Origin of the sequence: Nonomuraea sp. NPDC049684, from assembly GCF_044465345.1 — a bacterium.
Classification (GTDB): domain Bacteria; phylum Actinomycetota; class Actinomycetes; order Streptosporangiales; family Streptosporangiaceae; genus Nonomuraea.
The window spans coordinates 192,444-214,088 of sequence record NZ_JBITLO010000007.1 but is presented as its reverse complement, the minus strand read 5'-3'; the positions used below and the strand labels follow the sequence as shown (position 1 = coordinate 214,088).

The window sequence follows — 21,645 nt, the reverse complement described above, 5'->3', positions numbered from 1 at the left end:
ACGGGGCCTGACGATGATGCGAACGACAGTCCTGGCCGTCGTGGCCGCGCTGGCGGCGGGGATGTTGCACCCGTCGCCGGCGCCGGCCGCCCGGCCGGCATTCAAGATCCGTCCGGTGCAGCGCGAGCACTCCGTCACCGGCGGCAAGGTGCGCGGGGACGTCCCGGCGCGGCCGTCGGACTCCCAGACCCGCGCGTGGCGGGCCCCGGCCGCCGTGGCCTGGCCCGCGGCGGGCAAGGCGCGGGTGGACCTGCGCGCCGCCGGGCGGCAGGCCGCGCGGGCGGGCGCGGGCTCGCCGGGCTGGAAGGGCGTCCGGGCGGGCGGCCTGCCGGTCACCGTGGCCGCCTCCGCCGCCGACGGGCCGGCCGGCGCCGAGGTCGAGCTGTCCTCCCGCGAGGACGCGGCCAGGGCGGGGGTGGACGGCCTGCTGCTGGCCGTCCGGCCCGACACGCCGGGCGCGCTGTCGGTCAAGGTGGGGTACGCGGCCGTCCGGGGCGCCTTCGGCGGCGACTGGGCCGCGCGCCTGTCCCTGGTGACGCTGCCCGGGTGCGCGCTGACGACGCCCGACCTGCCGCAGTGCCGTACCAGGACGCCGGTCGCGGCGGTCAACGACACCGGGACCGGCACGCTCACCGCCGACCTGTCCGAGCCCGGCGGGGCGGTGCTCGCGGCGGTCGCCGCGCCGAAGGGGGCGAGCGGCAGCTACGCCGCCACCTCGCTCGCGCCGTCCGGCACGTGGTCGGACGGCGGCAGCTCCGGCGGGTTCGGCTACACCTACGGCATCGAGGTGCCGCAGGTGCCCGGCGGGCTCGTCCCGCCCGTCGAGCTGTCCTACTCCTCCTCCGCGGTGGACGGCCGGGTCGCCTCGACCAACAACCAGCCGTCCTGGCTGGGCGAGGGCTGGGAGTACGAGCCGGGCTTCATCGAGCGCAGCTACCAGGGGTGCGCCGACGACCAGGGCGACGGCGCGAACAACAGCACCAGGACGGGCGACCTGTGCTGGAAGTCGGCCAACGCCACGCTGTCGCTGAACGGCACCACCACCGCGCTCGTCCGCGACGACGCCTCGGGCGTCTGGCGGCCGGCCCGCGACGACGGCTCCAAAGTCGAGCATCTCAACGGCACCGCCGCCGACACCGCCAACGGCGACGACGACAACGAGTACTGGCGGATCACCAGGCCCGACGGCACGCAGTACTGGTTCGGCAGGAACCGGCTGCCCGGCTGGACCGCCGGGAAGCCGGAGACCGGGTCGGCCTACACCGTGCCGGTCTTCGGCAACCACGCCGGCGAGCCCTGCCACGCGGCCGCCTTCGCCGACTCCTCCTGCGCGCAGGGCTGGCGCTGGCAGCTCGACTACGTCGTGGACCCGCACGGCAACGCCATGGCCTACTACTACGACCGGCAGGCCAACTCCTACGCCAAGGCCGGCTCCCCCACCGCGAACGCCGACTACGTCCGCGCCGGCCACCTCTCCCGCATCGAGTACGGCCTGCGCGCCTCCGACGTCTACGCGACGCCCGCGGCGAAGGTGAGCTTCGGCGTGGCCGAGCGCTGCCTGTCCGGCTGCGACGTCTTCGACGCGGCGCACGCCGCCAACTGGCCGGACACGCCGGTCGACCAGAACTGCGCGCGCGGCGCCAAGTGCGCGACGGCCGGGCCGACGTTCTGGACCCGCAAGCGGCTGACGTCCATCAGCACGCAGGCGGGCGGCAGGGTCGTCGACTCCTGGGCGCTGACGCAGGACTTCCCCGGCACGGGCGACAACACCGCGGCGGGGTTGTGGCTGGCGAAGATCGTCCGGACCGGGTCGGGCGCCGGGGACCCGATCACCCTGCCCGCGACCACGTTCGCCGGGACGCTCATGGAGAACCGGGTGGACTCCGACGAGGGACGCCCGCCGCTGTACAAGTACCGCATCACCCGGATCGGCACCGACACCGGCGCCGACACCCTGGTCGCCTACTCGGCCAAGGACTGCGCGGCCGGCGCCACGCCGGACCCGGCGGCCAACACCCGGCGCTGCTACCCGTCGTGGTGGACGCCCGAGGGCTACGCCGAGCCGGTCCAGGACTGGTTCCACAAGTACGTGGTGACCCAGGTGGTCGAGGACGACAAGGTCGCCGGCTCCGGCTCGGAGTCCGTCGTCACGTCCTACGACTACCTGGACGGCGCGGCCTGGGTGCGGGACGAGAGCGAGTTCACCCTGGACAAGCACCGCACGTACAACCAGTTCCGCGGCTACCGGACCGTCCGCACGCGGGTCGGCGCGACCGCGCGCAGCCAGAGCGACACCGTCTACCTGCGCGGCCTGGGCGGGACGGTGACCGACTCCGAGGGCAACCAGGTGAGCGACGACCCGGCGCTGGCCGGGACCACGCTGGAGACCCTCACCTACACCGGTGAGGGCGGCGCGCTCGCCTCGGCGGCCGTCTCCGAGCCGTGGACGTCGCCGGTCACCGCGACCAGGGCGGTGAAGGGCCGGGCGGCGCTCACCGCCCGGCGGACCGGGACGTCCGTGAAGCGCAGCCGCACGTTGATCAGCACGGCGACGGGCACCGCCTGGCGGCGCACCCGCGCCGACTACACCCATGACGACCTGGGCCAGGTGCTGTCGTCGGCGGACCAGGGCGACACGGCGGTCACCGGCGACGAGGAGTGCGTCACCACCGCCTACACCGCCCGGGACACCGCCGCCTGGCTGGTGTCGTACCCGTCGGTGGTCAGGACCACGGGCGGCACCTGCGCCGCGCCCGGCGCGGTGCTCTCCGAGACCCGCACCTTCTACGACGGCCAGGCGCTCGGGGCCGCGCCGAAGCCGGGCCAGGCGCACGCCACCAGGACCGAGACGCTCGACCATCTCGACGGCGCCACCCCCGTGCACGTGGCCACCACCGCGACCTACGACGCCTACGGCCGGACCACCGGCACGACCGACGAGCTGGGCCGCCTGACCACCACCGCCTACACCCCGGCCACCGGCCTGCCGACGGCGACGGCCGTCACCGACCCCAAGGGCTTCAGCACCACCACGACCCTGGACGGCGTGCGCGGGCTGACGCTCTCGTCGGCCGACGCCAACGGCCGCACCACCTTCACCGACCACGACGCGCTGGGCCGGCTGGTCAAGGTGTGGCTGCCGGGCCACGACCGCGGCGCCGCCGCCGACATCGTCTACGGCTACGCCATCTCCGGCGCCGCGCCGACGGCGGTGACGAAGAAGGAGCTGCTCGACGACGGCTCCTACAAGGCGACGACCACCCTGTACGACGGCCTGCTGCGCGAGCGGCAGACCCAGCAGGACGCCCACGGCGGCGGCCGCCTGATCACCGACACGTTCCTGGACTCCCACGGCCGGCCCTGGAAGACCAACGCCACCTACTGGAACGCCTCCGCGCCGGACACGTCGCTGTTCGGCGCCCCGGACAACGTGGTTCCCGCGCAGACCGTCACCGAGTACGACGGCCAGAGCCGCCAGACGGCCGAGATCTTCAAGTCGCTGAACGTCGAGAAGTGGCGCGGGACCACCTCCTACGGCGGCAACTACACCGCGACCGTCCCGCCGGAGGGCGCCGCCGCGACGCTGACGGTGACCGACGTCCGGGGCCGGACGACCGAGCTGCGGCAGTACCCGGGCCGCGTGGCGGACTTCGCCGACTCCCGGGCCGACGTCACGACCTACGCCTACGACCAGGCGGGACGGGTGACCAAGGTGGTCGACCCGGCAGGCAACACCTGGACCTACACCTACGACCTGCGCGGGCGCCGGACGTCGCTGTCCGACCCGGACGTCGGCCTGACCCGCTGGACCTACGACGCGGCCGGCCGCCGCACCGGCACCACCGACGCCCGCGGCGTCACGCTCACGTACGCCTACGACGAGCTCGGCCGCAAGACGTCGGTCGCGCAGGGGGCCGACAGGCTCGCCGAGTGGGCCTACGACACGCTGCCCGGCGGCAAGGGCCTGCCGGCCTCCGCCACCCGGTACGACGAGGGCGGCGCGTACGTCACCGCGGTCAGGGGCTACGACGCCGCGGGCCGCCAGACCGGCACGACGGTGACGATCCCGCCGTCGGAGGGGCTGCTGGCCGGGACGTACACCGTCGGCACGACGTACCGGCCGGTCAGCGGGCTGCTCGCCTCGACCTCCTACCAGGCGGCCGGCGGGCTGCCCGCCGAGACCGTCCGGCCCGGCTACACCCGTCTGGGCGCGCTCGCCTCCCTCGACAACGGCTCGCGCGTATACGTCGGCGGCACGCAGTACTCGCCCTACGGCGAGGTCCTGCAGACCGTGCTCGGCGACGTGGGCGCCCGGGTCGTGCGCACCCTGGAGTACCAGGACGCCACCCGCCGCCTGGCCCGGTCGGTCGACGACCGGGAGAGGAGCGGGCCGCAGACCATGGACGACGCGGTCTTCACCTACAACCCGGCGGGCGACGTCACCAGCGTCCGGGACGACCGGGACGACCGGTCCGCGACCGACACCCAGTGCTACGCCTACGACCACCGGCGCCGGCTGACCGAGGCGTGGACCGCCACGGACGACTGCGCGGCGGCCCCGTCGGCCTCGACCGTCGGCGGGCCGGCCCCCTACTGGCAGTCGTTCGCCTTCGACGTGGTCGGCAACCGGACCAAGGAGGTCCAGCACGGCGGGGCGGGCGACGTGACCCGGGTCTACACCTATCCCGCCGCCGGCCGGCCGCAGCCGCACACGCTGCAGAAGGTGGAGACGACCGGCCCCGGCGCGCGTACCGACACCTACGAGTACGACGCGACCGGCAACACCAGGCGGCGCGTCACCGCGCTCGGCGACCAGACCCTGACCTGGAACGCCGAGGGCGACCTGAGCGCCTCCACCGTCGGGGGCCGGACGAGCACCTTCGTCCACGACGCCGACGGCAACCGGATCATCCGCCGCGACCCCGGCTCGGTCACCCTCTACCTCGACGGCCAGGAGCTGACGCTGGCCGGGGGCAAGGTGAGCGGCACCCGCTACTACGAGGGCCCGCGGGCCACGGTGGTGCGCACCGGCGACGGGAAGGTCAACTACCTGCTCGGCGACCGGCACGACACCGAGGAGCTGGTGGTCAACGCCACCACGCTGGCCTACGGCCGCAGGTCCACCACTCCCTACGGCGGGTCCCGGGGCGCCGCGCCGGCGTCCTGGCCGAGCCAGAAGGGGTTCGTCGGCGGCACCGTGGACGACTCGACGGGCCTGACCCACCTGGGCGCGCGCGAGTACGACGTGGCCACCGGCCGGTTCGTCTCGGCCGACCCGGTCATGGACCTGACGGACCCGCAGCAGATCAACGGCTACGCCTACGCCAGCAACAACCCCGTCGCCTGGTCCGACCCGACCGGCCTGCGCGTCTGCGACGGCCAGGAGTGCAAGGACATGGGCATCCGTCCCGACGGCCGGCCCATCCAGCCGCCGCCTCCGCCCGCGCCGGCGCAGGTGCAGCTGACCTCCGTCGGCGCGGCGCCGTCCCCCGCTCCTTCCAGGGGCGGCGGCACCGGGCGCAGCAGCGGCGGCACCAGCAACCCCGGCGCGTGCACGAGCCAGTCGTGCATGCTGCGGTACACCGATCCGGCCGCGGCCCAGCGCATCGCGGAGCTGATGGCCGAGAACAAGCGCATCAGCGACGCGCTGGCCGAGGAGCAGGCCAAGCTCAGGCAGGCGCAGGAGGCGCTGCAGAAGGAGAAGCAGAAGAAGAAGCGCGGCTGGTGGGACCGCTGGGGCCGGACGGTGGCGGCGGTGGCCGTCGGCGTCGTCGGCGCGGTCGCGGTGGCCGCGTGCGGCGTGACCGTGGTGTGCGGCGTGGCGCTGGGGGCCGCGGTCGGCATGGCGAGCTACTCGGTGCAGAACGCGGGCTCCGACCGGTTCAGCGTGACCGGCCTGGCCTTCGCCGGGCTCACCGGGGCGGCGCTGGGCGGCGCCGGCCGCTATCTGAAGGCGGGCCAGGAACTGGCCAAGGCCCAGGCGGGGGTGAAACTGCCGATGGGCACCGAAGTGCTGAGAGGTGCGAAGAACATGACCACACAACCCAGGGCGACCTGGTCGTTCACCAACTGGTTCAAGTTCCACAAGCCATGAGCCGGCTGACGGAGATCCTGCGCAGGCCGCGCACGTGGGCGGTCGTCGGAATGCTGGCCGTGGTGGACGTGCTGGCGGTCCTCCTGCTGCCCGAGGAGGTGTCGGTGTACGCGGTGACCGCGCTCACGGTGGCCGCCGCGACCTTCCTCGACTAGGCCCTGCGGCCCCTGGACGCCCGGACGGGCTGCCGGGGGCCGTACGGCGTTCGCGGGGGGGGTGGGCGGACATGTGTTTAGTTGTGCGAATATAATCGTTATATGCCTATAACGAGTAGAGCGCCCCTCTCCCCCGCCCCCGCGCTCAGCCCTCGCCGGCGGCTGCTCGTGCTGGCCATCTGCTGCATGAGCCTGTTCATCGTCGGGCTGGACAACACGATCGTGAACATCGCGCTGCCGGCCATCCGCCGCGACCTGAACGCCTCCATGTCCGGCCTGCAGTGGATCATCGACGCCTACACGGTGGTGCTGGCGAGCCTGCTCATGCTGGCCGGCTCGACCGGCGACCGGGTCGGCCGCCGGCGCACGTTCCAGACGGGGCTGGCGCTGTTCACGCTCGGCTCGCTCATGTGCTCGCTCGCGCCCGGCCTCGGCTGGCTGATCGCGGCGCGGGCGCTGCAGGCCGTCGGCGGGTCGATGCTCAACCCGGTCGCCATGTCGATCATCACGAACACCTTCACCGAGCCGCGCGAGCGGGCCCGCGCGATCGGCGTGTGGGGCGGCGTGGTGGGCATCAGCATGGCGCTCGGCCCGCTGGTCGGCGGCACGCTGGTGGACTCGGTCGGCTGGCAGGCGATCTTCTGGATCAACATCCCGGTGGGCCTGGCCGCGTTCGCACTGTGCGCGCTGTTCGTCCCCGAGTCGCGCGCGCCGCGCCCGCGCCGGGTGGACCCGGTCGGGCAGGCGCTGGTCATCGTGCTGCTGGCCACCCTGACGTACGGCTTCATCGAGGCGCCGTCGGCCGGCTGGGCGTCCCCGCGCACGCTGGGCTGCTTCGCGGTCGCGGCGCTGGCGCTGGCCGTCCTCGCGCCGTACGAGCTGCGCCGCACCGACCCGCTGATCGACCTGCGCTTCTTCCGCAGCGCGCCGTTCACCGGGGCCACCGTCATCGCGGTGTGCGGCTTCGCCGCGCTGGCCGGGTTCCTGTTCGTCAACACCCTCTACCTCCAGGACGTGCTGGGCCTGTCCGCCCTGCACGCCGGCCTCTACACGCTGCCCATGGCCGGGCTCACCGTGCTCTGCGCGCCGCTGTCGGGCCGGATCGTCGGGAACGCCGGGCCGCGCGTCCCGCTGCTGGTGGCCGGGGTCACCATGGCGGCCAGCGGCCTGATCATGACGGGGCTGGCGGCGGACACGCCGACCTGGCGGCTCATGGCCGCGTACGTGCTGTTCGGGGTGGGGTTCGGCATGCTGAACGCGCCGATCACCAACACCGCCGTGTCCGGCATGCCGCGCGCCCAGGCCGGCGTGGCCGCGGCGGTGGCCTCCACCAGCCGCCAGATCGGCCAGTCGCTCGGCGTCGCGGTCATCGGCTCGCTGGTCACCTCGGCGGTGGCCGGCCCGTTCGCCGCCGGGTTCCCGCGGGCCAGCCACATCGGCTGGTGGATCGTCGCCGGGTGCGGGCTGGCCATCCTGCTGCTCGGTATCCTGACCACGACCGGCTGGGCCCGCTGCAGCGCCACCCGTACCGCCGAACGGCTCGCCCACGCTCCCGACAGAACGGCGGACGCTGTATGACCGACACCTCCGGCAGTCCCGGCAGTTCCGGCAGTTCCGGGCACGACGCCGTGGCCCGCGTCTGGGCGGCGATGTACGACCTCGTCCTGCGGCAGGAGGACCGCCGCAAGGAGGTGGCCGAGACGCTCGGCATGAGCTTCTTCCGGGTCAAGGCGCTGCGCCGCCTGCTGGCCGGGCCGATGACCATGCGGGAGCTGACCGCCGAGCTGTCCACCGACAAGCCGTACACCACCCTGATGGTCGACGACCTGGAGCGGCGCGGCCACGTGACCCGCAGCGTCTCCCCCGACGACCGCCGCAGCAAGATCGTCACGCTGACCCCGGCGGGGACGGCCGCCGCCGAGGAGGCCGAGCGCATCCTGGCCCGCCCGCCGCGTTCCCTGCTCGCCCTGGACCCCGCCGACCTGGCCGCGCTCGACCGGATCATGGCCCTCCTGCTCACCCCGGAGGAGCCGGCCCGCCGGCGGTGAGGTCAGCCCTTGAAGCAGGCCAGGCGGGTGGCGCAGAGCGTCTGCTCGGCGCCGAACTCCTCGAAGGCGGCGACCGGCCGGAAGCCCAGGCGGGCGGCCAGTCTCAGCGACCGTCCGTGCGCCGTCCGGGTGACGATCACCACCGGCTGGTCGGGCAGCTCGCCCGCCGCGGCGCGCAGCGCGGCCGTCGCCGCCTCGTGGGCGAGCCCGTTCCCCCACGCCGGGCGGCGCAGCACGTAGGACAGCTCCAGCTCCTCGCCGTCGCCGGTGACGTGCCCGGGACGACCGGCCGCGCGGCGGTCGAGCGCCAGCGTCCCGAGCAGCCGGTCGGTGGCGAGGTCGGCGATGACGTAGGCGCCCGGCGCGGCCGTCGCGGCGGCGGTTCCGGCCGTGTCGAGGAAACGCTCGACCTCGTCCCGCGGCCGCGGGCCGCCCAGGTGCTCGCGCACCTCGGGGTCGGTCATCAGCTCGACGAGACCGTCCCGGTCGCCGTCGTGGGCCTTGCGCAGCAGCAGGCGTTCGGCGCGGATCTCCGTGGCGGACAGCGTGGGCAACCGGCTCATGGATCCTTGATCCTAGGCCCCCTCGCCGGCTCTACGGCGAAGGCGGCGGGGCCGGTGACCAGACCCCGGCCGCGGTGCCGTCCTCGACGTGCCGGCGGTAGGCGACGACCTTGCCGTGGATGATCTCCAGGCTCGCCGTCAGGCCGGCGATCCGCTCGCGGACGGCCCGCTCGTGCTCCTCCAGCAGCGCGAGCCGCTCCGGCTCGTTGCCCGGTCCCGAGCGTACGAGCCGGGCGAACCTGCGCAGGGTGGCGATCGGCATGCCGGACTCGCGCAGCCGGTTGCACAGCAGCAGCCACTCCACGTCGGCCCGGTCGTAGGCCCGCTGGCCGCCGGCCGTACGCGGGATCGGGCGCAGGAACAGCTCCTCGCGCTCGAAGAAGCGCAGCGCGTGGACGCCGAGGCCGGTGGCCTGCGCGACGTCCCCGATGGACAGGCGGTCCGCGTCCCCGCTCATGGCACCTCGCCATAGTTTGACCTAGATTGCAGTCTAGATTCTACGGTCGGGGACATGGCACCCACACAACGCAGAATCGGCTCGGGTTTCGGCGCGCACAGCACGGCCGACGACGTCCTGGCCGGCATCGACCTGTCCGGCAGGAACGTCCTGATCACCGGCGGCTACTCGGGCCTCGGCCTGGCGGCCACCCGCGCGCTGGTACGGGCCGGAGCGCACGTCGTCGTGCCCGCCCGCCGTCCCGGCGTGGCGAGGGACGCGCTGCGCGACCTCCCCCGCACGGAGGTGGCCGAGCTGGACCTGGCCGACCTCGGCAGCGTCCGCGCCTTCGGCGACCGGTTCCTGGAGAGCGGCCGCGGCCTCGACATCGTCATCGGCAACGCTGGCGTCATGGCCTACCCCCACCGGCCGGTCGGCCCCGGCTGGGAGGCGCATCTCGCCGTCAACCACCTCGGCCACTTCGCCCTGGTCAACCGGCTGCGCCCGGCGCTCGCCGGGGCCCGGGTGGTGTCGGTCTCCTCCTCGGGGCACTTCCTGTCCGACATCCGCTGGGACGACCCGCACTTCCGCCACGGCTACGACCACTGGGCGGCCTACGGGCAGTCCAAGACGGCCAACGCCCTGTTCGCCGTCCATCTCGACGCCCTCGGCGCGGCCGACGGACTGCATGCCTTCGCCGTGCACCCGGGCAGCATCCTCACCCCGCTGCAACGCCGCATCCCCCACGAGGAACAGCTCGCCCAGGGCTGGATCACCGCCGACGGGCGCCCGGCCGACGGCTTCAAGACCCCCGAACAGGGCGCGGCGACCGCGGTGTGGGCGGCCACGTCCCCCCTGCTGGACGCGCACGGCGGCGCCTACTGCCAGGACTGCGACCTGGCCGAGCCGGCGACGGGCGACGACATGCTGATCGGCGGCGTCAAGCCCTGGGCCCTCGACCCCGGATCCGCCGCCCGCCTGTGGAGACTCTCCGCCGACCTGACCCGCGAGGCCGCCTTCTCCTGACGGCCAGGCTCACCGGCGACGGCCGGGCCTGACCAGCAGCGCGACCGCCGCCGCGAGCACGGGGACCGCGACGGCCGACAGGGCGATCGAGCTCCACGGCGTCTCGAACGGCACCCGCGGCGCCGGGTCCCAGTCCGCGGAGGCCGTGAAGGGCCAGGCCAGCAGCACCCCGGCGGCACATCCGGCGGCGGCGCCCGGCACCGCGCCGCAGGCCGCCGCCAGGGCCGCCCGGCAGGCGGTGAGACCGCGCGCCGCGGCCGGAGAGCCGCCGACCCGGAGCAGGAGGCGGTCCGGCCGGCGCGACCTGACCGTGGCCGCCAGCGCCCCGGCGACGGCGGCCGGCCCGGCCGCCCCCACGAACAACAGCCAGTAGGGCGAGGACCGGAAGCTCTCCTCCAGGTACGCCTGCGCGCTCTCGCCCAGCCGCTCCTGGACGCGGTCCCGGTCGGCCGCCGTGACCCGGTGCAGGGAGGGATCGACGATCAGCGCCTCCAGCTCCAGCTTGACGCCCATGCCGAGCACGAGCTCGGCGGGCAGGAAGACCGCCTCGACGCCTCCGGCGGTCGGGGCGACGACGGTCGCGGGAACCGTCCTGGAGATCCTCGGATCGCCCGGCGGGTCCTCGGGGGCGCGGTACTCGATCCGGGCGGTGTCGTGCCGGCCCTTCTCGGACGTGACCGCCACGGCCCTGCCCTTGTCGTACGGGAACGACGGGTCCCCCGTGAGGTAGCGCAGCAGCGCCTGGTCGCCGATGTAGGGGCTGGAGGACGACACGGTGTCGGCCGTCCACACGGTGAGGCTGTAGGGATTGACCGGCGACAGGCCCCGGGCGACGTCCGTTCCGGGCAGTTCCTGCCGGACGGCGGCGATCCCGGGCGCCGGCCGGCCGGAATCGAGCCGCACGACGAGCGCCCCCGGCCGCGCCTGCGGGACGTACTGCGCCCTGGACTGCGCGGTCCCGGCCGCCGCCACGGTCGCCACCGCGACGGCGAAGGCCGTGGCGATCATGGTCGCGGCCACCGCGGGGGCCGTCCGCGCGCGCCGGTCGGCCAGGTGCCGGGCCGAGAGCCGCAGGGCCGCCGGAACCCGGGCGCCACCCCGCCCGAGCACGCCCAGCAGCCAGGGGACGAAGGGGCCGAGCCCGAGCGCGAACGTCGTGGCGCCCACCACGGCCAGCAGCACGGTGACGCTGGAGCCGAAGTCGTCGTAGTGCACGTCCTCGCCCGTCCACCAGGCCGTCAGCGCCGTCAGCGCGAGCCCGGCCGCCGCCACGCACCCGCCGGCGACCAGATGGCCGGAGCGCATCAGGCCGTGCCGCCCGCGCGGGGCGGTCTCCGCGGCGAAGACGGTCGCGCCGCAGGCCAGCAGCACGGGCACGCCCAGCAACGCCAGGAGGAAGAGCAGTAAGAGGAGGTCCGGCATGCAGGGAGCGTACGGGCGCGACGATCATCGCGACACCCCTCACGGGCCGGGAACGGCGACGGCCGGCCCCGCGGAGTGCGCGGGGCCGGCCGGAGGGTTCGAAGGTCAGCCGTGGGAGTCGGTGGTCGCGGCGCGCTTGATGCTCAGCTCGTCGCCGCCGATGGAGCAGGAGGGGCCGTTCGGGCCGCCGAAGCGGACGGAGTCGAAGAAGTCGCGGAAGGTGATGTAGAAGTTGCCCTTGCCGCGCGGGCCGGTGACGGCCGAGCAGCCGCCGTAGTCGGCCTCGGAGTAGAGATGGATGAGCGTGTCGGTGCGGTTCCAGTCGGACTTGGCGCGGTCGCCCATGCCCAGGGCCGCCAGGTTGGCCGTGCTCGCCTGGAGCTGGACGATGTCGCCGGTGCCGTCGAGACCGGAGAACAGGCAGTAGTTGCCCTCCTGGCAACGGTCGTACCCCGTCGCCGCCTGGGCCGGGGACGCCACTGCGGCCAGCGCGGCCACGGCGATCGGTAACGCCAGAACGTGAAACTTCTTGCCCACCATGCCTCCATGGACGAAACTTTCCTTCGGTCCGAACATACATAGTGAGATCAACTTGCGCTAGACCGTCAGCGTGGACGTTCTTCAGCGGATAATCCGCTACGGGATGAGTTGGTAGCCTCGACGGCATGACTTCGATGGCGCCCTCGCGTACCGAGCACGACCTGTCGTTCCTGCTCGACCACACCAGTCACGTGCTGCGCACCCGGATGGCGGCGGCCCTGGCCGAGCTGGGGCTGACCGCGCGCATGCACTGCGTGCTCGTGCACGCCCTGGAGGAGGAGCGCACGCAGATCCAGCTCGCCGAGATCGGCGACATGGACAAGACCACGATGGTGGTCACCGTCGACGCCCTGGAGAAGGCCGGGCTGGCCGAGCGGCGGCCGTCGAGCACCGACCGGCGGGCCCGGATCATCGCCGTGACCGAGAAGGGCGCACAGGTGGCGCGGCGCAGCCAGGAGATCGTGGACGGCGTGCACGCCGCGGCCCTCGGCTCGATCCCCGACGACGAGCGGGAGGTGCTGGTACGCGCCCTGAACCGGCTGGTCACCGGCCACCTGGAGACCCCGGCCGAGGCCCCGCAGCCGGTCCGGCGGGCCAGGGAGCGCAGCTAAACAGTTCCGTGGCATATCGTCTGCAACAAAACTATCTGCTACGGTCTCTCCTGTTGCATTCTTGAACAGGAGACGACCATGTCCCTCACCTCCCGGCGCACCGCCCTGGCCGTGCTGTCGACGTCCGCCTTGATGACCATCCTCGACGGCAGCATCGTCACCGTGGCCATGCCCGCCATCCAGCGCGACCTGGGCTTCTCCGCCGCCGGGCTGAGCTGGGTCGTCAACGCGTACCTGCTCGCGTTCGGCGGGCTGCTGCTGCTGGCCGGACGGCTCGGCGACCTCGTGGGCCGCCGGACGATGTTCCTGGCCGGGAACGCGGTGTTCACCGGCGCGTCCCTGCTGGCCGGCTTGGCGAACAGCGAGGGCCTGCTCATCGCCGCCCGCTTCCTGCAGGGCGTCGGCAGCGCGATGGCCTCGGCCGTCGTGCTCGGCATCCTGGTGACGCTGTTCACCGAGCCGCGCGAGCGGGGCCGGGCGATCGCGGTCTTCAGCTTCACCGGCGCGGCCGGCGCGTCGATCGGGCAGGTGCTCGGCGGCGTGCTCACCGACGCGCTGAGCTGGCACTGGATCTTCTTCATCAACCTGCCGATCGGGCTGGCCACGATCGCGCTGGCACTGCCCGCGTTGCCCGCCGACCGGGGCCTCGGCCTGGCGCGGGGCGCCGACGTGACCGGCGCGCTGCTGGTCACCTCGGGCCTGATGCTGGGCATCTACACCGTGGTCAAGGTCGAGGAGCACGGCTGGCTCGCCGTGCACACGCTGGCGTTCGGCGCGGTGTCGCTGGCCCTGCTCGCCGGTTTCTTCCTGCGCCAGGCCACCGCGCGCACGCCGCTGATGCCGCTGCGCGTGCTGCGCTCCCGCAACGTGATCGGGGCCAACGTCGTGCAGATGCTGACGCTGTCGGCGATGTTCGCCTTCCAGATCATCGTCGCGCTCTACATGCAGAAGGTGCTCGGGTACGGCGCCCTCGCCACCGGCCTGGCGATGCTCCCGGCGGCCGTGGCGATCGGCGGCGTGTCGCTGTTCGTCTCGGCGCGGCTGAGCGCCCGCCTCGGCGCGCCGGCCGTGCTGCTGGCCGGGCTGGTGCTGCTGCTGGCGGCGATGGCCTGGCTCACGCGGGTGCCGGTGGACGCCGACTACGTCACCGACCTGCTGCCGGTCATGGTGCTGATCGCGGGTGGCGGGCTGGCGCTGCCGGCGCTGACCACGCTCGGCATGTCGGCCGCCCGCGCGGACGACGCCGGCCTGGCCTCGGGGGTGTTCAACACCACCCAGCAGATCGGCATGGCGCTGGGCGTGGCCGTCCTGACCACGCTGGCGGCCGCCCGCACGCAGGAGCTGCGCGCCGGCGGGGCGGCCGAGGCGGCGGCGCTGACCGGCGGCTACCACCTGGCCTTCGCCACCTCGGCCGGGCTGCTCGCGGCGGCCGTCGTGGTCGCCCTGGCCGTCCTGCGCCGCCCCCGCGCCGCGGCGGCCGCCGAGGCGTCGCCGATCGACCAGCCCGCCGCCCGCTGACCCCTTCTCACCACGGAACGGAGCCGATCACCATGACCGAGCCCGCGTACGGCCCCGGGCAGGGCCCCGGCGCCCGCCCCCTCATCGAGGACGAGCTCCTGCGGATCCTCGCCCGCCAGCCCTTCGGCGTGCTGGCGACGCTCAAGCGCGACGGCCGCCCGCACCTGGCCTCGATGGCCCTGCGCTGGGACGCCGCCGAACGCGTCCTGCGCATCTCCTCCGCCGAGGGCCGCGTCAAGGTGCGCCACCTGCTCGCCGACCCGCGGGCGGCGGTGCACCTCCAGGGCGACGACGTCCTGTCGTACGCCGTCGCCGAAGGACGGGCGGAGGTCTCCGAGCCGTCGCTCACGCCCGGCGACGCCACCGGACGGGAGCTGCTGGAGATGGCCGGCGGCTTCCCCGACCCGGCGGACGAGGCCGCCTTCCTGGCGGAGATGGCCAGGGCCCGCCGCCTGGTCATCAGGATCCGGGTGGACCACCTGTACGGCATCGCCCTCGACGCCGCCTGACCGGCGGCTGCTCCGGCTGACGGCTGCCGGGAGCCGGACGGGCGGGCGGGCGGTCGCGGGGCCCTGTACACCAAACCAAGCGCTTGCTACGCTCCGCCCATGACGTCCACCGTGGTGTGGGGTACCGGCAACGTCGGCCGCGCCGCCATCAGGGCCGTGGAGGCCCATCCCGACCTCAGTCTCGCCGCCGTCGTCGTGCACTCCCCCGACAAGGCCGGCCGCGACGCCGGAGAGCTCGCCGGGCTCGGCCGCGACCTCGGCGTCACCGCCACGGACGACGCCGCCGCCGTCCTGGCCGCCCGCCCGAGGGCCGTCGTGTACGCCGCCTCCGGCGACCTGCGCCCCGACGACGCCCTGGCCGACGTCCTGCGGGCCGTGCGGGCCGGCGCCGTCGTCGTCACGCCCTCCCTGTACGCCCTCTACGACCACCGCGGCGCGCCGCCCGAGCTGCGGGACCAGGTGCTGGCCGCCGTCGCGGAGGGCGGCGGCTCGCTGTTCGCCTCCGGCATCGACCCCGGCTGGGGCAACGACCTGCTGCCCCTGCTGCTCAGCGGCCTCGGCTCGGTCGTGGACGCCATCCGCTGCCAGGAGATCTTCGACTACTCCGGCTACGACCGCCCGGACGCGGTCCGGTACATGGTCGGCATGGGCCAGTCCATGGACTACGAGCCGCCGATGATCGCGCCGACCGTCCCGTCCATGGTGTGGGGCGGGCAGGTACGGCTGATGGCGCGGGCACTCGGCGTCACGCTGGAGGAGATCCGCGAGGTCGTGGAGCGGCGTGCGCTCGACCGCACGGTCACCACCGACGGCATGGGCGTCTTCGAGGCCGGCACCCAGGGCGCGGTGCGGTTCGAGGTGCAGGGCGTCGTCGAGGGCGAGCCGCGCATCGTGATCGAGCACGTCACCCGCATCCACCCCGCCTGCGCCCCCGACTGGCCGCTCCCCCCGGACGGCGGCGACGGCGCCCACCGGGTGATCGTCGAGGGCCGCCCGCGCATCGAGGTCACGATCGAGGCGACCGACGAGGGCGGCAGCCGTTCGGCGGGCGGGAACGCCACCGCGGCGGGCCGGCTGGTGAACGCCATCGACTGGCTCGCCGCCGCGCCGCCCGGCCTGTACGACGCGCTCGACGTCCCGCTGCGCCCCGCGTCCGGCCGGCTCGGAAGGAAGAACCCATGATCGTCGACGTGCCCGGCGGCAAGGACCCGATCGCCTACGTCTGGGGCGAGCTGGTCCCCGGCATCGGGACCGCCGCCTCGAAGTTCTCCATGGCCGTCTACGCCCACACCACGCTGGGCCTGCGCGAGTTCGAGGCGGCCCGGCTGCGGATCGCGCAGATCAACGGCTGCGTCTTCTGCCTCGACTGGCGCACCGAGCGCGACGGCGTCAAGGTCGAGGACGGCTTCGCCGACGCGGTCGCGGACTGGCGCGCCACGGACGCCTTCGACGCGCGCACCCGGCTCGCCGCCGAGTACGCCGAGCGCTACGCCCTGGACCACCACGGGCTCGACGAGGAGTTCTGGTCCCGGATGACCGAGCACTACAGCCAGAACGAGATCGTGGAACTGAGCATGAGCATCGGTTCCTGGTGGGCCTTCGGCCGGCTCAACCACGTGCTGGGCCTCGACACGGCCTGCATGCTGACCGGCGGCCCGGCACCCTCCGTCAGACCGACCGAGTCCGCGTCAGACCGACCGAGCGAGGGCACGTGACATGAACACCAGCCGCCGCACCTTCATCGCCGGAACCGCCTCCCTCCTGGGCGCCGCCGCACTGCCCGGCCGCGCCGCCGCCACCACCGCCGCCGCCGTCACCGCCGCCGGGCCGATCACCGACGGCGCCCGCGTGCCCGTCCTGGTGATCGGCACCGGGTACGGCGGCTCGGTGGCCGCCCTGCGCCTGGCCCAGGCGGGCGTCGAGGTGCACATGATCGAGATGGGCATGGCCTGGGACACCCCCGGCTCGGACGGCAAGATCTTCTGCAACACGCGCGAGCCCGACTATCGCTCGTACTGGCTGCGCACCAGGACCAAGGCGCCGCTCAACTACTTCCTCGGCTTCCCCATCGACCGGGACATCCCCCGCTACACCGGCATCCTGGACGCCGAGGAGTTCGCCGGCATCACGGTCTACCAGGGCCGCGGGGTCGGCGGCGGCTCGCTGGTCAACGGCGGCATGGCCGTCACGCCCAAGCGGGAGAACTTCGCCGCCGTGCTCCCGTCGGTGGACGCCGACGAGATGTACGGCGTCTACTACCCGCGCGCCAACTCCGGCCTCGGCGTCGGCCTGGTGGACCCGGCCTGGTTCGACACCACCGCGTGCTACCAGTACGCCCGCGTGGGCCGCAAGCACGCCCAGCGCTCCGGCTTCCCGTTCACCTTCGTCCCGGACGTGTACGACTGGGACTACATGAAGCAGGAGGCGGTCGGCACGGCCACCCAGTCGGCGCTGGCCGGCGAGATCCTCTACGGCAACAACCACGGCAAGAAGTCCCTGCAGAAGACCTACCTGGCGCGGGCCCGCGCGACCGGGAGGGTGACGATCTCGCCGCTGCACCAGGTCACCTCGGTCGCCCCGGCGGCGGGCGGCGGCTACACCGTCCGGATCGACCAGCTCGCCACCGACGGCTCGGTCACCGCCGCCAAGACCGTCACGGCCGCCCGGGTGTTCTTCGCCGCGGGCAGCGTCGGCACGAGCAAGCTGCTGGTCAGGCTGAAGGCCACCGGCGCGCTGCCGGGGCTGAGCGACGAGGTCGGCAAGGGCTGGGGCGACAACGGCAACGTCATGTGCGGCCGGGCCAACCACCTGTGGGACCCGACCGGCAAGCTGCAGTCGGCCATCCCGTGCGCGGGCATCGACAACTGGACGGCCGGGGGCGCGTTCGCCGAGGTGGCGCCGCTGCCGACCGGGATCGAGACCTACGCCTCGTTCTACCTGTCGATCACCAACACCCCGCACCGGGCGCAGTTCTCCTGGAACGCCGCGACCGGCAAGGTGGACCTGAGCTGGCAGACCGCCTGGAAGCAGACGTCCATCGACATGGCGAAGACGATCTTCGACAAGATCAACGCCAAGGAGGGGACGATCTACCGCACCGACCTGTTCGGCGTGTACAAGATCTGGGGCGACCATCTCACCTACCACCCGCTCGGCGGCGCGGTGCTGAACATGGCCACCGACAACCACGGCCGCCTGAACGGCTACCCCGGCCTGTACGTCATCGACGGCTCGCTGATCCCCGGCAACACCACGGTGAACCCGTTCGTCACCATCACGGCGCTGGCCGAGCGGAACATCGAGAAGATCATCGCCACCGACCTTTAGCCCAGGGTTTGCCGAAACGGCAACGCAGTTGGCGGGCAGCGACACGGGCCGCGCATGATCCTGGTGACAGGCCATAACTCATGTGCGTGGAGGAACGATGTCGCAGCTCACCCCGGTCGCCGAGGGCGTCCACCGCCTGGTGCCCTCCCCCGCGGGCCGCGTCCATCTCGTGGAGGCGGGGCAGGGGCCGCTGGTGCTGCTGGTGCACGGCTTCCCCGAGTCCTGGTACTCCTGGCGGCACCAGCTCCCGGCGCTGGCCGCCGCCGGGTACCGGGCGGTGGCGGTGGACGTGCGCGGCTACGGCCGCTCGTCCAAGCCGGCGGACGTGGCCGCGTACCGGATGACCGAGCTGGTCGAGGACAGCGTGGCGGTGGTGCGGGCGCTGGGCGAGCGGACCGCGGTGATCGTCGGCCACGACTGGGGCTCGCCGATCGCGGCCAACAGCGCCCTGCTCAGGCCGGACGTCTTCCGCGCGGTCGCCATGCTCAGCGTGCCGTACACGCCGCGCGGCGGGCCGCGTCCCTCCGAGACGTTCGCCGGCATGGGCGGGACGGACGAGTTCTACGTCAGCTACTTCCAGACCCCCGGCCGGGCCGAGGCCGAGATCGAGCCGGACGTCCGGGGCTGGCTGGCGGGCACGTACGCGGCCCTGTCCGCCGGGACCATGCCGGGCCCGGACGCGCCCCACCCGCTGTTCGTGGCTCCGGGCGGCAGGATGCGCGACCGGTTCCCGGCGGAGGGCACGCTGCCCGGCTGGCTGAGCGAGGCCGACCTCGACTTCTACGCCGCCGAGTTCGAGCGCACCGGCCTGACCGGCGCGCTCAACCGCTACCGCAACATGGACCGCGACTGGGCCGACCTCGCGCCCCACGACGGCGCGCCGATCGTCCAGCCCTCGCTGTTCGTCGGCGGCGCCGAGGACGCCACGACCCAATGGCTCTCCGGCGCGATCGACGCCTTCCCCGCCACCCTGCCCGGCCTGGTCTCCTCCCGTCTCCTGGACGACTGCGGCCACTGGATCCAGCAGGAACGCCCCGACGAGGTCAACGCCATCCTCCTGGACTGGCTCGCCCGGCTCTGACCCGCGACGCCGCGGGCCCGTCCGGGCGAGGCGGGCCCGCGGCGCCGGTCACAGCACGGCTCCCGAGCCCTCGCGGGGCCGCCGGGCGGCCTTGGGCGCGGGCGGCTGGGGGGCCGGACGGCGGTCGTACCGGGCCAGGCCGATGGCCGCCGGGCCGGCCACGAACGACGACGTCAGCGTGCCCACGACGATGCCGGTGACCAGCGCGATGGCGAAGTCACGCAGCGAGTCGCCGCCGAAGACGGCCAGCGCGACCAGCACGAACAGCGCGCCGAGCCCGGTGTTGACGGTCCGCGGCACGGTCTGCAGGATCGCCGTGTTCACCGCCTCGGCCAGCGGCGCGGTGCGGCGGGCGGCCCACAGCTCGCGCACCCGGTCGAACACCACCACCTTGTCGTTGACCGAGTAGCCGACCACGGTCAGCATCGCCGCCAGGAACACGCCGTCCACCGGCTTGCCGAGCCAGGCGAACAGCCCGATCACCACGGCCAGGTCCACCAGCAGCGCCAGCACGGTCGCCGTGCCGAACGTCCAGCGGAAGCGCACCGCCAGGTAGAGGAGCTGCGCCGCCACGGCCACGCCGAGCGCGATGACGGCGTTGCGGCGCAGCTCCTCGCCCAGCGTGGGGCCGATGAACTCGTCGCGCCGCTTGCTCACCTCGCCGCCCTGCCCCTCCAGCGCGGCCTGGACCTTGGCCGGGTCGAGCTGCCCCGCGCGCACGGTGACGCCGTCGGCGGCGGCCTGCACGACCGCGCCCGGATAGCCGGCCTCGCTCACCAGCCGCCGGGCCGTGTCCGCGTCGACCGCCCTGGACGTGCCGAACTCCACGAGCCGGCCGCCGGTGAACTCGACCCCGAAGTCCAGGCCCCGGGTGAACAGCCCGGCCAGCGCCGCGACCACCAGGCCGCCCGCGACCACCAGCCACACCTTCCTGGCCTTCATGAGCTGGGGGTTGCGCCGGGCCAGCCACGTCCGGACCGCGCCCGGCGAGCCCAGGCCCGACAGGCGCGGCCCGATCCGCCCGATGACGGCCTGGGTGAGCACGCGGGTGATCAGCATGGCCGACACCAGCGAGGCCAGCACGCCGATCGCCAGCGTCACGCCGAACCCCTTGACCGGCCCGGAGGCCAGCCCGAACAGCAGCGCGGCGGCGATGAGCGTGGTGACGTTGGAGTCGGCGATGGCGCTCCAGGCGTTCTTGAACCCCCGGTTCAGCGCCGGGGCGAGCCCGCGGGCCGGGGCCAGGCCGTACTCCTCCCTGGCGCGTTCGAAGACGAGCACGTTGGCGTCGACCGCCATGCCGACGGCCAGCACGAACCCGGCCAGGCCGGGCAGGGTGAACGTCGCCCCCATCGCGACCAGCGCGGCGTAGGAGATCAGGCCGTAGCAGGTGAGCGCGACGGCGGCGAGCAGGCCGGACAGGCGGTAGATCACGATGATGAACAGGGCGGTCAGCACCAGCCCGGCGATCGCGGCCTTGACGCTGGCCTCGATGGCGTCGGCGCCCAGCGTGGGGCCGACCGTCCGCTGCTCGACCAGGTCGAGCGGCACGGGCAGCGCGCCGCCCTTGATCAGCACGGCCAGGTCGCGGGCCTCCTCGTGGGTGAAGGACCCGGTGATCTCGGTGTTGCCGCCCGGGATGCCCGTGCCGCACGGCACGGACGGGTCGAGCTGCGGCGAGGAGATGATCTTCTTGTCGAGCACGATGGCGACGCGCCGCTTCGGGTCGCCCGCCGGCTGGCAGGCGGCCGCGCCGGTCATCCGCTGCCAGGCGTCGGCGTCGCGGAAGTCGACCGTGACCGACCAGCCGGGCCCGCGCTGGGGGTCGCTGCGCTCGGTGGCGTCGCTGACGCCGTCGCCGCTGATCGCCGCCGGGCCGAGCGCGAGCGGGCTGCCGCTCTCGTCGGGCAGCGCGGTGGCGTCGCCGGCCTTGCCGGGGCCGGTGACCGGGTGGAAGGCGAGCTGGGCGGTGCGGCCGATGACCTCGGCCGCCTTGCTCGGGTCGAGCACGCCGGGCAGCTCGACGATGATCCGCTTCTCGCCGGAGCGGGCCAGGGTGGGATCGACGACCCCCAGCGCGTCCGCCCGGCGGCGGAGCACGTCGAGGGCGCGGTCGGTGGCCGAGGAGTCGGCCGTGACCGTCGGGGAGTCTCTGGCCTCGAAGACGAGCTGGGTACCGCCGCGCAGGTCGAGGCCGAGGCGTGGCGTGGCGGTGAGGGACAGGATGATCGAGGTCGCGATGACGGCGAACGCCGCCAGCGCGCGCCACATGGGCGCACGTGACATGAGGCCTCCACAGGCTCAGGTGTGCGGAA

Annotated in this window: 17 protein-coding genes; 12 read left to right on the top strand and 5 right to left on the bottom strand. The window is 73.9% G+C overall.

Going from position 1 to position 21,645, the window contains the following annotated elements:
• Positions 1-13: 13 nt before the first annotated feature.
• The 4 genes from ACIBST_RS23630 (at position 14) to ACIBST_RS23615 (ending at position 8,297) form a co-directional block, all read left to right on the top strand.
• On the top strand, positions 14-6,094 hold the full coding sequence (locus ACIBST_RS23630; RefSeq protein ID WP_397174560.1) for an RHS repeat-associated core domain-containing protein: 6,081 nt from the start codon (positions 14-16) through the stop codon (positions 6,092-6,094).
• Positions 6,091-6,249, top strand: a complete 159-nt coding sequence (locus ACIBST_RS23625) for a hypothetical protein (protein WP_352354877.1) — start codon at positions 6,091-6,093, stop codon at positions 6,247-6,249. The genes ACIBST_RS23630 and ACIBST_RS23625 overlap by 4 nt, the downstream gene beginning before the upstream one ends.
• Positions 6,250-6,351: 102 nt before the next feature.
• Positions 6,352-7,827 (top strand): MFS transporter, encoded by a 1,476-nt coding sequence (locus ACIBST_RS23620; RefSeq protein WP_397174558.1) that lies wholly within the window; start codon positions 6,352-6,354, stop codon positions 7,825-7,827.
• Complete coding sequence (locus ACIBST_RS23615; protein ID WP_397174557.1) at positions 7,824-8,297, top strand: MarR family winged helix-turn-helix transcriptional regulator; 474 nt, start codon at positions 7,824-7,826, stop codon at positions 8,295-8,297. Before ACIBST_RS23620 ends, ACIBST_RS23615 begins: the two co-directional genes overlap by 4 nt.
• Before the next feature lie 2 nt (positions 8,298-8,299).
• On the opposite strand, the gene ACIBST_RS23610 is transcribed toward ACIBST_RS23615, so the two are convergent.
• Complete coding sequence (locus ACIBST_RS23610; RefSeq protein ID WP_397174555.1) at positions 8,300-8,860, bottom strand: GNAT family N-acetyltransferase; 561 nt, start codon at positions 8,858-8,860, stop codon at positions 8,300-8,302.
• Positions 8,861-8,891: 31 nt separating this feature from the next.
• Positions 8,892-9,317: a MerR family transcriptional regulator gene (locus ACIBST_RS23605; RefSeq protein WP_397174553.1), complete on the bottom strand. Its 426-nt coding sequence runs from the start codon at positions 9,315-9,317 to the stop codon at positions 8,892-8,894.
• A gap of 54 nt (positions 9,318-9,371) precedes the next feature.
• Between ACIBST_RS23605 and ACIBST_RS23600 the strand changes: the two genes are divergently transcribed.
• Positions 9,372-10,322, top strand: coding sequence for an SDR family NAD(P)-dependent oxidoreductase (locus tag ACIBST_RS23600; protein WP_397174551.1), 951 nt, complete (start codon positions 9,372-9,374; stop codon positions 10,320-10,322).
• Positions 10,323-10,331: 9 nt separating this feature from the next.
• Here the strand turns inward: ACIBST_RS23600 and ACIBST_RS23595 are convergent, their stop codons facing one another.
• A complete protein-coding gene (locus ACIBST_RS23595) occupies positions 10,332-11,744 on the bottom strand; it encodes a hypothetical protein (protein WP_397174550.1) in 1,413 nt (470 codons plus the stop codon).
• Positions 11,745-11,849: 105 nt separating this feature from the next.
• Positions 11,850-12,284: a peptidase inhibitor family I36 protein gene (locus ACIBST_RS23590; protein ID WP_352325303.1), complete on the bottom strand. Its 435-nt coding sequence runs from the start codon at positions 12,282-12,284 to the stop codon at positions 11,850-11,852.
• A 125-nt stretch (positions 12,285-12,409) separates the two neighbouring features.
• Between ACIBST_RS23590 and ACIBST_RS23585 the strand changes: the two genes are divergently transcribed.
• The 7 genes from ACIBST_RS23585 to ACIBST_RS23555 all read left to right on the top strand — a co-directional run bounded on the left by ACIBST_RS23585 (position 12,410) and on the right by ACIBST_RS23555 (position 19,330).
• A complete protein-coding gene (locus ACIBST_RS23585) occupies positions 12,410-12,895 on the top strand; it encodes a MarR family winged helix-turn-helix transcriptional regulator (RefSeq protein ID WP_397174548.1) in 486 nt (161 codons plus the stop codon).
• A gap of 78 nt (positions 12,896-12,973) precedes the next feature.
• On the top strand, positions 12,974-14,413 hold the full coding sequence (locus ACIBST_RS23580; protein WP_397174547.1) for an MFS transporter: 1,440 nt from the start codon (positions 12,974-12,976) through the stop codon (positions 14,411-14,413).
• 32 nt (positions 14,414-14,445) lie between these two features.
• A complete protein-coding gene (locus ACIBST_RS23575) occupies positions 14,446-14,922 on the top strand; it encodes a TIGR03618 family F420-dependent PPOX class oxidoreductase (protein ID WP_397174545.1) in 477 nt (158 codons plus the stop codon).
• Positions 14,923-15,021: 99 nt separating this feature from the next.
• Positions 15,022-16,104: a dihydrodipicolinate reductase gene (locus ACIBST_RS23570; protein WP_397174544.1), complete on the top strand. Its 1,083-nt coding sequence runs from the start codon at positions 15,022-15,024 to the stop codon at positions 16,102-16,104.
• Positions 16,101-16,637 (top strand): carboxymuconolactone decarboxylase family protein, encoded by a 537-nt coding sequence (locus ACIBST_RS23565; RefSeq protein ID WP_352325308.1) that lies wholly within the window; start codon positions 16,101-16,103, stop codon positions 16,635-16,637. Before ACIBST_RS23570 ends, ACIBST_RS23565 begins: the two co-directional genes overlap by 4 nt.
• Position 16,638: 1 nt before the next feature.
• Positions 16,639-18,249, top strand: a complete 1,611-nt coding sequence (locus tag ACIBST_RS23560; RefSeq protein WP_397174543.1) for a GMC oxidoreductase — start codon at positions 16,639-16,641, stop codon at positions 18,247-18,249.
• A gap of 97 nt (positions 18,250-18,346) precedes the next feature.
• Complete coding sequence (locus ACIBST_RS23555; RefSeq protein ID WP_397174541.1) at positions 18,347-19,330, top strand: alpha/beta fold hydrolase; 984 nt, start codon at positions 18,347-18,349, stop codon at positions 19,328-19,330.
• A 48-nt stretch (positions 19,331-19,378) separates the two neighbouring features.
• Here ACIBST_RS23555 and secD read toward each other — a convergent pair whose 3' ends face one another.
• A complete protein-coding gene (secD, locus tag ACIBST_RS23550) occupies positions 19,379-21,616 on the bottom strand; it encodes a protein translocase subunit SecD (protein ID WP_397174539.1) in 2,238 nt (745 codons plus the stop codon).
• Between the last annotated feature and the right edge of the window lie 29 nt (positions 21,617-21,645).